Origin of the sequence: Pseudorhodobacter aquimaris (genome assembly GCF_001202025.1) — a bacterium.
GTDB classification, from domain to species: Bacteria; Pseudomonadota; Alphaproteobacteria; order Rhodobacterales; family Rhodobacteraceae; genus Pseudorhodobacter; species Pseudorhodobacter aquimaris.
On record NZ_LGHS01000064.1, the window covers coordinates 46207 to 60457 of the forward strand.

Below are 14251 nucleotides of genomic sequence, written 5' to 3' on the forward strand. Positions count from 1 at the left end.
AAAAGCAACAGGAGCGCCAAATGGCCGATATCAAAGACCCCGAAAACACGATCCTGATGGAACTCAAGAACGGGACCGTCGTGATCGAGCTGCTCGCAGACGTCGCCCCGAAACATAGCGAACGCATGAAAGAGCTTGCCCGCGAAGGCGCTTATGACAACGTTTGCTTTCACCGCGTGATCGACGGCTTCATGGCCCAGACCGGCGATGTGGAACATGGCGATATGGAAGACGGCTTCAACCTGCGCCGCGCAGGGACGGGCGGTTCCGACAAGCCCGACCTTCCGGCAGAGTTCTCCAAGCTGCCCCATGCGCGTGGCACTTTGGGTGCTGCACGTTCGTCGAACCCGAACTCGGCCAACAGCCAGTTTTTCATCAACTTCAAGGACAATGATTTCCTCAACGGGCAATACACGGTTTACGGCCGCGTGATTTCCGGGATGGAGCATGTGGATGCGATCGTCCGTGGCGAGCCACCGGAATCCCCTGACCGCATGATTTCGGTCAAGGTTGCCGCTGATGCGTAAGGACACGTTGATCGCGGGCAGTTTCTTTGCTGTCGGGCTGGCGGTCTTGGGGGGCTGGACGCTTTCCCAAACCGCAACGCCCGCAATGGCACAGGCTGCCGACGGCCCCGGCCCGAACCTCGTGATCGAGATCGACGGCGAGGCAAAAGGCACGGTGGTCATCGACATGCTGCCCGATCTGGCACCCAAACATGTGGCCCAGATCACGTCTCTGGCCGAACAAGGCGCCTATGACGATGTTGTCTTTCACCGTGTAATCAACGGCTTCATGGCCCAGACGGGGGACGTTCAATACGGCAAGGCAAGCGGTGACACCGCACGCGCGGGGATGGGCGGATCCGATCTGCCCGATATTCCGGCAGAATTCTCGGATGAGAGTTTTGAGCGCGGCATCGTCGGTATGGCCCGTAGCCAGAACCCCGATTCCGCCAACAGCCAGTTCTTTATCATGTTCGCGCCGGGGCCTTTCCTGAATGGGCAATATACCGTCGTGGGCCGTGTGATCGAGGGCATGGATGTGGTTGATAACATCAAGCGCGGCGCCGGAAGCAATGGCGAGGTTTCAAACCCCGACAAGATGGTTTCCGTAACCGTTCAGAAATAAAAAACGGCCCATTCCCGATATCCGGGAATGGGCCATACCATCTTTGATGGGCGTAACGGGTCGGGGTCTCCCCCGGCCCATTTTTTTATTCCATCACAATCAGCGCATGACGTTTACGCCCCGCGGTCAGCTTGATCGGCTCGGCCAGATCGGCGGCCGTGATCATTTGACCCGCCTCGGTCACCGCCTCATCATTCAGCCGCGCGCCGCCCTCGGCGATCAGACGTTTGGCCTCCTTGCCCGATTTCGACAGACCCGATTTCACAAAGAGCGATGACACCGAAAACCCATTGGCCAGTTCCTGCGCGCTCACTGCAAAAGTGGGCAAATCTTCGCCGGTGCCGCCTTTCTCAAAGACCTCGCGCGCGGTGGCCTCGGCATTGGCCGCCGCCTCGGCCCCGTGACAAAGGGTCGTCACCTCATTGGCCAGAATCACTTTGGCCGCGTTGATCGCGGAGCCTTCAAGTGCTGCAAGACGGTCACATTCCTCAACCGGCAGCTCGGTATAAAGCTTCAGGAACCGGCCGACATCGGCATCGGTGGTATTGCGCCAGAACTGCCAGAACTCATAAGGGCTCAGCATATCGGCATTCAGCCACATCGCCCCGCCCTGGCTTTTGCCCATTTTGCGCCCGTCAGAGGTGGTCAGCAAAGGTGAGGTCAGCCCGAAAATCTGCGTATCCAGCACCCGCCGGGTCAGGTCGATCCCGTTGATGATATTGCCCCATTGGTCCGATCCGCCCATCTGCAACACGCAGCCATAACGGCGGTTAAGCTCAAGGAAATCATAGGCTTGCAGGATCATATAGTTGAACTCAAGGAAGGACAGGCTTTGCTCGCGGTCCAGCCTGGATTTCACGCTCTCAAACGACAGCATCCGGTTGATAGAGAAGTGCCGCCCGATATCACGCAGGAAATCGAGGTAGTTCAAATCATCCAGCCATTCGGCATTGTTGAGCATGATCGCATCACTCGGCCCGTCGCCATAGCGCAGGTATTTCGCAAACACCTGCTGCATGCCGTCGATGTTCTCACCAATCTGTTCGGGCGACAAAAGCGGGCGCTCATCGGCGCGGAAACTGGGGTCGCCCACTTTGGTCGTACCACCGCCCATAAGGGTGATCGGTTTGTGGCCGGTCTTTTGCAGCCAGCGCAGCATCATGATGTTCAACAGATGCCCGACATGCAGCGATTTCGCCGTGGCATCATAGCCGATATAGGTTGGCACGACGCCCTTCACCAAAGCTTCGTCCAATGCTTGATAGTCGGTGCAATCGGCCAGAAAGCCGCGCTCCATCATCACGCGCATGAAATCCGATTTTGCATGGTAGGTCATGGGTCACTCGTGCTTTATAGGAATTTAAGATCATGCGCGTATAGCGGGGCTGCGGCGTGGCGTCAAAGGGGGCTTGGATGATAAAGGCAGGGCCGGTTTGGGCATTGGGGGCGATGTCTGGCACCTCGCTTGACGGGGTGGATGCGGCGATGGTGCTGACGGATGGGCATGACGTGCTGGAATTCGGCCATACCGCCTACCGCGAATACACCCCCGAACAGCGTGAGGCGATACGCGCAGGCTTCGGGCTGTGGCAGGATGATTCGGGCGTAGAGGCCGTGGCCGAGGTGGTTGAGGCCGCCCATGCCGCTGTTCTGGGGCTGTTTGACGGCGCCGAGATCGTAGGCTTCCACGGGCAAACCCTGGCGCATGATCCCGGCGGGCGCGGCACGCATCAGACCGGATCGGGTGCGGTTCTGGCGCAGGTTCTGGGCCTGCCGGTGGTTTGGGATTTCCGTACCGCCGATGTCGAGATGGGCGGGCAGGGCGCGCCACTGGCCCCGTTTTTCCATTTTGCCTGTGCGAAATATATTGGGGCCGATGCGCCTTTGGCATTTTTGAACCTTGGCGGTGTGGGCAATCTGACATGGGTGGACCCGCGGCACGGCGCACCAAATGAGGCAGGGGCCTGTCTTGCCTTTGACACGGGGCCTGCCAATGCGCCGATCAATGACCTGATGCAGACGCGCTTGGGTATGGCCTATGACAAGGGCGGTGCCTTGGCGGCGAAAGGTGTGCCGGATGTCGAGATTCTGGAGTCCTTTCTTGCACATCCGTATTTTTTTAAAATGCCACCCAAGTCTTTGGACCGAGACGATTTCGATATTCTGTCAGAGGCTGTTATGGGGCTGTCTGACGCCGACGCAGCGGCCACACTTACCGCTGTCGCCGCCACTGCTGTGGCCAAAGGTGCCGAACATTTCCCCACACCGGTATCCCGCTTGCTGGTAACGGGGGGCGGGCGGCACAATGCGGTGATGATGGAATCGCTGGCCGAACTGATGGACTGTGAGGTTCTGCCGGTAGAGGCCGTCGGCTTGGACGGCGATATGCTTGAGGCGCAAGCCTTTGCCTATCTGGCGGTGCGGGTAGCGATGGGCTTGCCCACCTCCGGTCCCGATACGACAGGCGTGCGCGCAACAATCGGGGGCGGGCAGATCAGCCGACCTTAGAGCGCAGGTTTACGGGCGCGGTCCCTGAACATCGATAGTGTATAAAGCACCAGCGCCGCCCAGATCATCGGAAAGGCGATCATACGCGCGACGCCAAAGGGCTCTTTAAAAATGAACACGGCCGTCAGCATGATCATCGTTGGTGCGATATACTGCAAAATGCCAATAGTGGACAGCCGTAAGCCCTTGGCACCATTGGCATAAAACATTAAGGGCACGGCTGTGACCAGACCGCAGCCCAACAAAAGTCCAGTATCCCACTGATTGCCCATCAAGAAGTGACCGCTGCCCTGAACTTGTAGATAGATCAAATAGCCAAGCGCAAAAGGCGCCAGCAACAGCACCTCCAGTGTAAATCCCTGGTTCGGGCCAATAGGAAGCTGCTTTTTCAGATAGGCGTAAAAACCCCATGTTAACATCAAGACGACCGCGACAACCGGTAGCCGACCCAGATCGACAGTCAGCACCACAACCGCCAGAGCAGCCAGCACCACCGCCGCCCGTTGCATCGGGGCAATGCGTTCCTGCAACAAAATCGCACCAAGAAGGATGCTGAACAGCGGGTTGATGTAATAGCCAAGGGCCGCATCCAGCGCATGGCCCGCGCCGATCGCCCAAACGTAAAATCCCCAGTTGAGCGAGATCAACGCGGCCGCCACCGCCCCCATGATCAGGGTCGAAGGGGTACGCAAGGCAAGCCGCAGCTCTGCCGTGCGCCCTTGATAGAGCAACACCACGGCGGCAATAGGTAGCGACCACAACACGCGGTGGGCGATAACCTCTTGTGGCGGCACATGGGCAAGCGCCTTCATGTAAAGCGGCAAAAAACCCCACATAAAATAGGCAGCCAGCGCGCAAAGAAAGCCGCGCAAAGTATCAGTATTTTTTGTGGCCAGCTGTGTCATACAACCGCATTAGCGCCGCCTAAGCGTTAGTGCCAGCGTAATTTTGTACCCGCTACATTTGGGGCGCAAAAGGTGGCCCCCGCCGATGGAACCCGGCGGGGGCAGGGTCTTAGGCCTTGAGGATCGAACGTCCTGCAAATTCAGCCGTTTCGCCCAGCATTTCCTCGATACGGATCAATTGGTTGTATTTCGCCAACCGGTCGGAGCGCGCCAGCGACCCGGTTTTGATCTGGCCGCAATTGGTGGCAACCGCGAGGTCAGCAATGGTTGCATCCTCGGTCTCGCCCGAACGGTGCGACATGACATTGGTAAAGCGCGCACGATGTGCCATCTCGACCGCTTCGAGTGTTTCAGTCAATGTGCCGATCTGGTTGACTTTGACCAGCATGGAGTTCCCGCAGCCCTGCGCAATCCCCTGCGCCAGACGCCGTGGGTTGGTCACGAACAGATCGTCGCCCACCAACTGGACCTTATCGCCCAAACGCTCGGTCAACAGCTTCCAGCCGTCCCAGTCATCCTCAGCCATGCCGTCCTCGATCGAGATGATCGGATAGGCATCGCAAAGGGCCGCAAGGTAATCGACATTCTCGGCAGAGGTAAGGGTCTTGCCCTCGCCCTTCATCTCATACTTGCCGCCCTTGAAATATTCGGTAGAGGCGCAGTCGAGCGCAAGCATGATATCCTCACCCGGACGGTAGCCAGCCTTTTTGATGGATTTCAGAATGAAATCAAGGGCGTCACGGGTAGAGCTAAGATTTGGTGCGAAGCCGCCCTCATCGCCGATTCCGGTGGAAAGACCCGCAGTGGAAAGCTCTTTTTTCAAGGTGTGGAACACTTCGGAGCCCATGCGCACCGCGTCGCGGATGTTTTCCGCGGCGACAGGCATGATCATGAACTCCTGAATATCAATCGGATTATCCGCATGTTCGCCGCCATTGATGATGTTCATCATCGGTACGGGCAGCATACGCGCAGAGGTGCCGCCGACATAACGGAACAGCGGCTGGCCCGAAATTTCGGCCGCAGCCTTGGCCACCGCCAGTGACACACCAAGGATCGCATTTGCGCCAAGACGGGATTTGTTCGGCGTGCCGTCCATCTCGATCATGGTGCGGTCGATGCCGACCTGTTCCATCGCGTCGAAACCGACCAGCTCTTCGGCGATTTCACCGTTGACGGCGGCAACGGCATTCAGAACGCCCTTGCCCATATAGCGCGATTTATCGCCATCGCGCATCTCGACCGCCTCATGTGCGCCGGTAGAAGCACCCGAGGGCACGGCTGCGCGGCCCATCACGCCACTTTCAAGATGGACGTCAACCTCGACAGTGGGGTTGCCCCGGCTGTCGAGGATTTCGCGGGCATGGATATCTACGATTGTGGACATGGGGCCTCCGGGGCTAATGATAGGGTGATGTTGTTTAGCGTGTGACGGGCACTTTGGAAAGAGTTTGAAGGCGGGCACGGCGGCGCAGGTTGCGCTCTCGGGCAAAGGTGTAAAGGCCCGAGCCGATGATAAGGGCGGAGCCTGCGATCATCCAGATATCAGGCCGCTCGCCCAGAAACAGCGTGGCGAGTATGACGGCAAAGACCAGCCGCGAATAACGGAAGGGGGCGACGAAAGACACCTCTCCTACGCGCATCGCCGCCGTCACCGCCCAATAGCCGACAAGCCCGGTGATCAGCGCGCCGATAAGATCAGGCCACTGGGTGGCCGGAATTGTGAGCACCGGCGCGGCGCCAGCTATCACCATCAACAAGATCCCCGCCGGAACAATCGAGATATAGGCCCAGGTTGTCAGCTGGAATGTGCCGATGTCGGCGGGCATCATCCGGGTGGAAAGGTCACGTGCGGCAAGGGCGATCACGCTGGCGACGGTCAAAAGCCCCGCGATCTGGAACCCTTCGGTGCCGGGGCGCAAGACGATTAGCACCCCGATAAACCCGACCAGAATCGCAGACCAGCGCCGCCAGCCCACCGGCTCACGCAGGAACAGCGCCGCCCCCATCGTCACCACCAGCGGCGAGGCCTGCAGCAGGGCCGCATTGGTCGAAAGCGGGATCAGTGACAGGGCCGTGACGTAAAGCAGGCTTGCCAACCCCTCGCAGACCGAGCGCAGCAAGGCCGCAGGTGCAAAGGCGCGCCGGGTCAGGATCCTTTGCCCCTTGGAGGCGGCAGCCAGCCAGAAAAAGACAGCCCCAACTGTCCCGATCATCACCAGAACCTGTCCGGGATTGAGCGCGGTCGCAGAGCGTTTGAGGAACAGATCCTCAAAGGCAAAAGCGGCCATGGAGCCAAGCATCAAAAGGCTGGCGCGGGTGTTGTCTGAATCGCTCATGATTTCGGCTTTACTGGCACGCCGTATAGTTCCAGCCGGTGCCCTTTGAGGTGGTAGCCAAGCCGTGCGGCAATACGCTCTTGCAGGGCTTCGATTTCGGGATCGACGAATTCGATGACTTCGCCTGAATGCATGTCGATCAGATGGTCATGGTGGTCGCGCTCGGCATCTTCATAACGCGCGCGGCCATCACCGAATTCCAGACGCTCCAGAATGCCGGCCTCTTCAAACAGTTTGACACTGCGGTAAACCGTGGCCAGTGAGATGCGCGGATCAATGGCAGAGGCCCGCGTATAAAGCTCCTCTACATCAGGATGATCCACGGCCTCGCCGATCACGCGGGCCACGATGCGGCGTTGCTCGGTCATGCGCAGGCCCTTGGCCTCACAACGAGCGATGATGTCTTTGGCCATATTCGCGCCCTACACGTCATTTTTGTGGCCCATCTAGGCAGTTTTGGCCGCAGGCTCCACCTCTATTTAGGGCGTTCAGGCATAGAGCGGTGGAACGCCCGCTTGCTTGTGAATATCATTTACTACAGGTTGGGCAAGCCCAAGCGCCTGCGCAAGCCCGTGCAGATATTGCGCTTCGGCCTGACTATCGAGATCAATGGCCATAAGAGAGACCAGATAAACCTGTTCCTCCATCCCGTGGGGCACGTCGGCGGCAAGGGCACCAACATCGGGCTCTTGCTCAAACAGGCTGGTGACATAGGCGCGCTCGGCCTGACTGGCGTCTTCCAGGTGCTCCATCAACCGCTCTCTCTCGGCGTCATCCAGTGTGCCATCGGCCATGGTTGCCTGAACCATCGCCCGCAACAGCAGGGCGGCGGCAAGTTCCTGATCACGGCTTGGCGTCGCGTTGTTCTGTCCAAGGATTGCCGGATTGAACGCGGGGTTCAGCCCGGCATCGGCGTCCGTACTTTGTGCGGCCTGACTGCCCAAAAGGCCACCCAACATAGGGCCCGCCTGTGCCAGCAATCCACTCAGGCCCGTGCTGTGGGGCGCGCGCGCATCCGCATTCGCACGAGAGGTGCCTCCGAGGCTCTCAAGCATGCCCCCGATTCCGCCGCTGCCCAGCTTGGGCATGCCGTTGCGCGACACATGGCTTGCCCCTTTGGCGATCGCGACACCGACGGCAACTTTGGCAAGTGTTGAAAACAAACTCATATGGGGGTGCTCCTGTTTAAATACGGGTACATGTCGAAGCATGTGCTGCGCTTTGGTTGAATTGCAACCCGTATGGCATTGTACAGGCAAAGAGCGGCCGTAACCCGCGCCGTCAGTCGGCAGGCGGCTGCGGATTTTTTTTGCCTTGGGCGATTCGTGCGCGGGGACTACATTTAGTGGTTTGTTAACGTTTTTCTTGAAAAAATTAACTATTTGTGGTAAATGATGAAGGTGGATGGGCGGTCTGACGGGCCGGGGTGCGCGCCAAAAATTAACTAAGCTTGGCAAAAAACCCTGTAAAACTTGGGGCTTGCAAAATTCTATTCACAGGCTGGGAAATATCTGTGGATAGAGGGGATTTATCCGTTGATCCCTATTGGGAAATACGACACTTTGCTGAGACACCACGCTAAGGCACTATATGTGGTAACGCTAAAATTCGAACTACAACCTATAAGCGAGCATCGCCCTTTCGGGTTTTTGTAGGCCGTTTTGCGAGGCGGCGCGGGTGTAGACGAATTATGGGACATAAAAACCGGGCGCGAGAACGCCTGTAACAAGTCGGAGACGGGCAAAATGAAGATCGAGCGGAAGTTCACGACAGAGGCCACAGGCGCTTACGGCGCAATGGATTTCACCACCACGGTGTCCGAGATCAGAAACCCGGACGGCACGATCGTGTTCCATAATGACGCCGTAGAGGTTCCGGCAAGCTGGAGCCAGGTTGCCTCTGACGTTCTTGCCCAGAAGTATTTCCGCAAGGCGGGCGTTCCGGCCCGGCTTAAAACCGTTCGTGAAAAAGGCGTGCCCGCATTTTTGTACCGTTCCGTCCCGGATGAGGATGCGCTGGCGAAACTGCCAGAAGATCAACGCTTTGTGGGCGAAACCTCGGCCAAACAAGTGTTTGACCGTCTGGCAGGCGCTTGGACCTATTGGGGCTGGAAGGGTGGTTATTTCACCGTTGAGGCCGATGCGCGCGCCTATTATGATGAGATGCGCTATATGCTGGCCAACCAGATGGCCGCGCCAAACAGCCCGCAATGGTTCAACACAGGCCTGCATTGGGCTTATGGCATCGACGGGCCAAGCCAGGGCCATTACTATGTGGATTACGCCACCGGCAAGCTGACCAAATCCGGCAGCGCCTATGAGCATCCGCAGCCCCATGCCTGCTTTATCCAGTCGGTTGCCGATGATCTGGTCGGCGATGGCGGCATCATGGATCTGTGGGTGCGTGAGGCACGTCTGTTCAAATACGGCTCCGGCACCGGCACCAACTTCTCCAGCCTGCGCGGGGCAGGGGAGAAGCTCTCGGGCGGAGGCAAATCCTCGGGGCTCATGGGCTTTTTGAAAATCGGGGACCGTGCCGCGGGGGCGATCAAATCGGGCGGCACCACGCGGCGCGCGGCCAAGATGGTGATCGTAGATGCCGACCACCCCGACATCGAGGATTTTATCAACTGGAAAGTGATCGAAGAGCAAAAAGTTGCAAGCATCGTTGCCGGCTCCAAGATGCACGAGCAAAAGCTGAACGCAATTTTTGCCACGATCAAAGCGTGGGACGGCGCGGTTGAAGCGGCCTATGAACCCAAGGACAATCCCGGCCTGAAAGCCGCGATCAAAGACGCCAAGAAAGTGGCGATTCCGGAAACCTATATCAAACGGGTTCTGGATTACGCCAAGCAGGGCCACGACAGCATTGAATTCCCGACCTATGATACCGATTGGGATTCCGAGGCCTATTCAAGCGTTTCTGGCCAGAACTCCAACAACTCTATCCGCGTGACCGATGCGTTCTTGCAGGCGATCAAGGAGGATGGCGATTGGAATCTGATCAACCGCACGGATGGCAGCGTTTCCAAGACGGTCAAGGCGCGAGATTTGTGGGATCAGGTCGGCCATGCCGCATGGGCCTGTGCCGATCCGGGGATCCAGTTTCACGACACGGTCAACGCCTGGCATACTTGCCCCGAGGACGGCGCGATCAGAGGTTCTAACCCCTGCTCGGAATATATGTTCCTTGACGATACGGCCTGTAACCTTGCCTCGATGAACCTGCTGACCTTTTACAAGGATGACCGGTTTGACAGCAACGCCTATATCCATGCCTCGCGTCTGTGGACGGTGACGCTGGAAATCTCGGTGATGATGGCGCAGTTCCCGTCCAAGGAAATCGCACAGCGGTCCTATGATTTTCGCACGCTCGGGCTTGGCTTTGCCAATATCGGTGGGCTGTTGATGAATATGGGCTATGGGTACGACTCCGACGAGGGCCGCGCGCTATGTGGTGCGCTTTCGGCGCTGATGACGGGCGTTTCCTATGCAACCTCGGCCGAGATGGCGGGTGAGTTGGGCGCCTTTCCGGGCTTTGCCCGCAACCGTGACCACATGCTGCGGGTCATCCGCAACCACCGCACGGCGGCCCATGCCACGGGTTCCTATGACGGGCTGAACGTCGATCCGGTCGCCCTTGACCATGCCAATTGCCCCGATGATACATTGGCCTCCCTGGCGATGGGCGCATGGGATGAGGCGCTTGCCTTGGGTGAGGCGCATGGTTTTCGCAACGCCCAAACCACCGTTGTCGCCCCCACGGGCACGATCGGGCTGGTGATGGATTGCGATACCACCGGGATTGAGCCTGACTTCGCGCTGGTAAAGTTCAAAAAGCTGGCCGGTGGCGGTTATTTCAAGATCATCAACCAATCCGTGCCTGCCGCCTTGGAAAAGCTGGGCTATGGTTCTGCCCAGATCGCCGAGATCATCGCCTATGCGGTGGGCCATGGCTCGCTTGGTAATTGCCCCGGCATCAATCATACCTCGCTGGTCGGTCACGGCTTTGGCCCGCGCGAGATTGAGAAGATCGAAGGCGCGCTTGCCTCGGCCTTTGATATCCGCTTTGTGTTCAACCAATGGACGTTGGGCGAGGAATTCTGCAAGGGCACCTTGGGCATTCCGGCCGAAAAGCTGGCCGATCCGACCTTTGATCTTCTGCGCCATCTCGGCTTCACCAAGGCCCAGATCGAGCAGGCGAATGAACATATTTGCGGCACTATGACACTGGAAGGTGCGCCTTTCCTCAAGGCGGATCATTATGGGGTATTTGATTGCGCCAATGCCTGTGGCCGTAAAGGCAAGCGTTATTTGTCGGTTGCAAGCCATATCCATATGATGGCAGCGGCGCAGTCGTTTATCTCGGGGGCGATCTCCAAGACGATCAACATGCCCAACACTGCCAGCATCGGTGAAACACTGGCCGCCTATGAGCTGTCGCATTCGCTGGGCATCAAGGCCAACGCGCTTTACCGTGACGGATCGAAATTGTCACAGCCTTTGGCATCGGCTTTGGTCGAGGATGATGACGAGGCCGAAGAAATCCTCGCTTCCGGTTCCGATCAGGAAAAAGCGATCGTGCTGGCCGAGAAGATCGTTGAAAAGGTGATTGTGCGTGAGATCGTCAAATCCCACCGTGAAAAGCTGCCTGAGCGCCGCAAAGGCTATACCCAGAAGGCATTGATCGGCGGGCATAAGGTCTATTTGCGCACCGGCGAATACAAAGACGGCACCTTGGGCGAAATCTTTATCGACATGCACAAGGAAGGTGCGGGTTTCCGCGCGATGATGAACAATTTCGCCATTGCGGTATCCGTCGGCCTGCAATACGGCGTCCCGTTGGAGGAATTTGTCGAGGCCTTTACCTTCACCAAGTTTGAACCTGCAGGTATGGTGCAAGGCAATGACAGCATCAAGAACGCCACCTCGATCCTTGACTATATCTTCCGCGAGCTGGCGGTATCCTACCTCGACCGCACCGATCTTGCCCATGTCAAACCGCAAGGGGCCACATTTGATGCCTTGGGCGGGGGCAATGACGAAGGCAAGCTGAACGTCAGCGATGTATCCGACACGGCCGCCAACCGCGGACTAGAAGTGCTGCGCCAGATTTCCTCGACGGGCTATCTGCGTAAACGCCTGCCCCAGGAATTGACGGTCTTGCAGGGTGGTATGGGGGCCACGGCGCTGTCGACAGGTTCGGATGCTGTTTCGGTGCTTAATACTTTGGTACCCCAGACCGCAACGTCCACAACGACGACCGCCACCATCAGCGCCTCCACGACAATGGACGTTCGGGCCAAGGCCAAGATGCAAGGCTATGAGGGGGAGGCCTGTAGTGAATGCGGCAACTACACCCTGGTCCGCAACGGAACTTGCATGAAGTGCAACACCTGCGGCGGAACCTCTGGATGTAGCTGATTATGGATCGGACAGGTGTGCGTCGGGGCATAGTTGTTCCGGAATCGGGGTAAAGTTTTCCGATCTGGAGGCAAAGGTTTTCCGGCGGGGCTAACTTGAGGCGACTTTCAGCCCATACGGGTGAAAGTCGCCGATTTTTTTTTTGAGTGACTTGCCATCCATCTGGAAACGGGGCTGGTGCGCGGCGACTTTTTTCTGCGCAATAAGCCATGCTTGCGGGCCATGGAGTGAAGCCTGAATAGAATAGAAATAACACAGTAGCGCTCTAACCTGAACTTGACGCAATAGGGTGTTGTGCAGGTACTCGACTTCGCAGATTGAACGGGGGCAAGTAACCACGCACCGATTTGCCCGTGCCATGAGGTGAACGGCCCTGACCTGCCGTTCGCCTCATGGCCGAGCGCTGCAGTGCAGCTTCACCAAACCGGCCATTCGTTCATCTTGCAGCATTTTCGGCGGGTGAAGGTCGGGAGAGCGGACAAAGCTGCCGTTGATACAATGTCGGTTTTCGTACTTCGCGTCGAAATGCAATTGCAATCAAGTTCGTATACATCTTAGGATGGTTCATGGGACAGTTTTCACTTGAAAAGACACGCAAGAACGTACTTCGAGCAATCGGACCAATTGAGAAACCCACGTCGAAAAAATTCGGTCCTGGAGCTCCCAGAGTGTTCAAGGGAATTCCTCATGCCGAATACTATCTCCTCTTCCTGTTGCTAGTTGACCTCCTCGGCTTCAAGTACTGGGGTCCAGGTGAAAAATTCGCATATATCATTCCGGTTGAGTTTGAAGGACGTCGCCACTCTATTGTTTATGCGAAGTTCGGGATGAGGATTGAATATTCTGAGGGGGGAGACGGTGAGGCGGTCTATGCAGCGCTAAAGAAGGGAATGAGGGCTGCAAAAAGTTACTACCTTTGGAGGGCTACAGAGGCATCAACCACTTCTGATCTCAATCTAATTTCGAAGTGCCCGCAGCTTTGGGATAAGTATGTCTTTCTTAAAGAGCAGAGTGAGACCTTGATTGCAAAGTTTGAGGCGGAGAAAGATGATGCAGTAGTAGAAAAAGGTTTCAACGAAGACGGCTCATTGAGGTGGACTTCGATATCCTATCCAGCCTACGAGTTCCAAAGACAATCGGTTTGGCTACATGAAGCAGCCGTCGATGCGTTTTTCGCTTGGTGTGAGCAAGCATTGGTTCATATGGCCGTCTTGATGGGCAAGTTAACTAACGGCAAAGAAATCGCTGAGCTTTTGATGCGTGAGTTTAGCGAAAAGTGCAAGCTGGTTTTGAGCCTTTCAAATGCGGAAGACAAAGCATCATACGACGACATTATCAGTTTGCGAGGTCAGTTAAGAAACTATGTCGCCCACGGCTCCTTTGGCAAAGACGGCTCAACGTTTCAGTTTCATTCGCGTGTGGGCGCAGTACCTCTAAAAATTTTGGAACGTGACAAGGTAATCTCCCCATTTTTAATGGGGTCCAGCCATAGAATTCATGCGGCTGTTTTCAATTTCATTGCGGGAGTTATGCCGCCGATGCCCCGCTGTCCGGCAACGGTTTGCAAGCAAACCGTGAGAGGAATGTTGGGCCGCTCGTTGTTGTAAGTCCAGAGCCATTCAGTCGCCTGGTCTTGTGCCTCCTCAATCGTTTCGAAGATGTATTGTCCCAGCCATTCGCCGCGAACGGTGCGATTATAGCGTTCGATATAGGCGTTTTGCTGAGGCTTGCCCGGCTGGATGTATTCGAGCCGCACATTGTGTTTTTCAGCCCATTCCATAAGCTTTCCACTCACATATTCTGGGCCGTTGTCGACTCGAATTGCCTGAGGTTGTCCGCGCCATTCGATGATCTGGTTTAAGCTTCTGACAACTCTCTCTGCGGGCAGCGAGAAGTCCACTTCAATACATAAGCCTTCACGATTAAAGTCATCCAGCACGTTCAA

Annotated in this window: 12 protein-coding genes; 5 read left to right on the top strand and 7 right to left on the bottom strand. The window is 56.9% G+C overall.

Going from position 1 to position 14251, the window contains the following annotated elements; genetic code table 11:
* Window positions 1-20: 20 nt before the first annotated feature.
* The gene (locus tag AKU94_RS11530; protein WP_050527412.1) at window positions 21-527 is read left to right on the top strand and encodes a peptidylprolyl isomerase; all 507 of its coding nucleotides are present in this window, start codon (window positions 21-23) and stop codon (window positions 525-527) included.
* Window positions 520-1131: a peptidylprolyl isomerase gene (locus AKU94_RS11535; protein ID WP_050527413.1), complete on the top strand. Its 612-nt coding sequence runs from the start codon at window positions 520-522 to the stop codon at window positions 1129-1131. Before AKU94_RS11530 ends, AKU94_RS11535 begins: the two co-directional genes overlap by 8 nt.
* 85 nt (window positions 1132-1216) lie before the next feature.
* Here the strand turns inward: AKU94_RS11535 and tyrS are convergent, their stop codons facing one another.
* The gene (gene tyrS, locus AKU94_RS11540; RefSeq protein ID WP_050527414.1) at window positions 1217-2467 is read right to left on the bottom strand and encodes a tyrosine--tRNA ligase; all 1251 of its coding nucleotides are present in this window, start codon (window positions 2465-2467) and stop codon (window positions 1217-1219) included.
* Between the two features lie 77 nt (window positions 2468-2544).
* On the opposite strand from tyrS, the gene AKU94_RS11545 reads away from it, so the two are divergent.
* On the top strand, window positions 2545-3639 hold the full coding sequence (locus AKU94_RS11545) for an anhydro-N-acetylmuramic acid kinase (protein ID WP_050527415.1): 1095 nt from the start codon (window positions 2545-2547) through the stop codon (window positions 3637-3639).
* On the opposite strand, the gene rarD is transcribed toward AKU94_RS11545, so the two are convergent.
* The 5 genes from rarD to AKU94_RS11570 form a co-directional block, all read right to left on the bottom strand.
* Window positions 3636-4544, bottom strand: coding sequence for an EamA family transporter RarD (gene rarD, locus AKU94_RS11550; RefSeq protein ID WP_050527416.1), 909 nt, complete (start codon window positions 4542-4544; stop codon window positions 3636-3638). The genes AKU94_RS11545 and rarD overlap by 4 nt on opposite strands.
* Window positions 4545-4653: 109 nt before the next feature.
* Window positions 4654-5931 (bottom strand): phosphopyruvate hydratase, encoded by a 1278-nt coding sequence (gene eno, locus AKU94_RS11555; RefSeq protein WP_050527417.1) that lies wholly within the window; start codon window positions 5929-5931, stop codon window positions 4654-4656.
* 34 nt (window positions 5932-5965) lie between these two features.
* A complete protein-coding gene (locus AKU94_RS11560) occupies window positions 5966-6883 on the bottom strand; it encodes a DMT family transporter (protein ID WP_050527418.1) in 918 nt (305 codons plus the stop codon).
* Window positions 6880-7296, bottom strand: coding sequence for a Fur family transcriptional regulator (locus tag AKU94_RS11565; RefSeq protein ID WP_050527419.1), 417 nt, complete (start codon window positions 7294-7296; stop codon window positions 6880-6882). The genes AKU94_RS11560 and AKU94_RS11565 overlap by 4 nt, the downstream gene beginning before the upstream one ends.
* 75 nt (window positions 7297-7371) lie before the next feature.
* Window positions 7372-8052: a DUF533 domain-containing protein gene (locus AKU94_RS11570; RefSeq protein WP_050527420.1), complete on the bottom strand. Its 681-nt coding sequence runs from the start codon at window positions 8050-8052 to the stop codon at window positions 7372-7374.
* Window positions 8053-8628: 576 nt separating this feature from the next.
* Here AKU94_RS11570 and AKU94_RS11575 point away from each other — a divergent pair.
* Both AKU94_RS11575 and AKU94_RS11580 read left to right on the top strand, forming a co-directional pair.
* A complete protein-coding gene (locus tag AKU94_RS11575) occupies window positions 8629-12306 on the top strand; it encodes a vitamin B12-dependent ribonucleotide reductase (protein ID WP_050527421.1) in 3678 nt (1225 codons plus the stop codon).
* A 566-nt stretch (window positions 12307-12872) separates the two neighbouring features.
* Window positions 12873-13913, top strand: a complete 1041-nt coding sequence (locus tag AKU94_RS11580; protein WP_050527422.1) for a hypothetical protein — start codon at window positions 12873-12875, stop codon at window positions 13911-13913.
* On the opposite strand, the gene AKU94_RS19270 is transcribed toward AKU94_RS11580, so the two are convergent.
* On the bottom strand, window positions 13802-14251 hold a 450-nt coding region (locus AKU94_RS19270; RefSeq protein WP_157056527.1), incomplete at its 5' end, for an integrase core domain-containing protein. The two genes, AKU94_RS11580 and AKU94_RS19270, sit on opposite strands and share 112 nt — an antisense overlap.

Coding starts and splice junctions, on each gene's coding strand:
- AKU94_RS11580 (WP_050527422.1), top strand. CDS start 12,873: ATGGGACAGTTTTCACTTGAAAAGACACGCAAGAACGTACTTCGAGCA.
- eno (WP_050527417.1), bottom strand. CDS start 5,931: ATGTCCACAATCGTAGATATCCATGCCCGCGAAATCCTCGACAGCCGG.
- tyrS (WP_050527414.1), bottom strand. CDS start 2,467: ATGACCTACCATGCAAAATCGGATTTCATGCGCGTGATGATGGAGCGC.
- AKU94_RS11560 (WP_050527418.1), bottom strand. CDS start 6,883: ATGAGCGATTCAGACAACACCCGCGCCAGCCTTTTGATGCTTGGCTCC.
- AKU94_RS11570 (WP_050527420.1), bottom strand. CDS start 8,052: ATGAGTTTGTTTTCAACACTTGCCAAAGTTGCCGTCGGTGTCGCGATC.
- AKU94_RS11545 (WP_050527415.1), top strand. CDS start 2,545: ATGATAAAGGCAGGGCCGGTTTGGGCATTGGGGGCGATGTCTGGCACC.
- AKU94_RS11535 (WP_050527413.1), top strand. CDS start 520: ATGCGTAAGGACACGTTGATCGCGGGCAGTTTCTTTGCTGTCGGGCTG.
- AKU94_RS11530 (WP_050527412.1), top strand. CDS start 21: ATGGCCGATATCAAAGACCCCGAAAACACGATCCTGATGGAACTCAAG.
- rarD (WP_050527416.1), bottom strand. CDS start 4,544: ATGACACAGCTGGCCACAAAAAATACTGATACTTTGCGCGGCTTTCTT.
- AKU94_RS11575 (WP_050527421.1), top strand. CDS start 8,629: ATGAAGATCGAGCGGAAGTTCACGACAGAGGCCACAGGCGCTTACGGC.
- AKU94_RS11565 (WP_050527419.1), bottom strand. CDS start 7,296: ATGGCCAAAGACATCATCGCTCGTTGTGAGGCCAAGGGCCTGCGCATG.